General features: G+C 44.2%; 1 protein-coding gene. It reads left to right on the forward strand.

The window, feature by feature from the left end; translation table 11 throughout:
• Window positions 1–56: 56 nt before the first annotated feature.
• On the forward strand, window positions 57–265 hold a 209-nt coding region (locus C1G53_RS00050; protein ID WP_269087974.1), incomplete at its 3' end, for a dTMP kinase.

The raw sequence follows: 265 nt of genomic DNA on the forward strand, positions 1-265 counted from the left end.
AGTCTTCACAAGTGAAGTGCTGAACTGTGCATACTGGTACTAAGAGCGAGGGAAAGATGAGAAACGGTTTTTTTATTACATTTGAAGGTCCGGATGGGGCAGGGAAAACAACGGTATTGCAACAGTTATTGCCAGCCTTGCAGGAATTGGGGCCAGAAGTAGTCACAACTAGAGAGCCAGGTGGGGTGGCTATTGCAGAAGAAATTCGTAATATTATTCTGAATCCTGCAAATACAGCGATGGATGATAAGACGGAGCTGTTATT

The organism is Streptococcus suis (assembly GCF_002960445.1).
Lineage (GTDB): Bacteria > Bacillota > Bacilli > Lactobacillales > Streptococcaceae > Streptococcus > Streptococcus hyiners.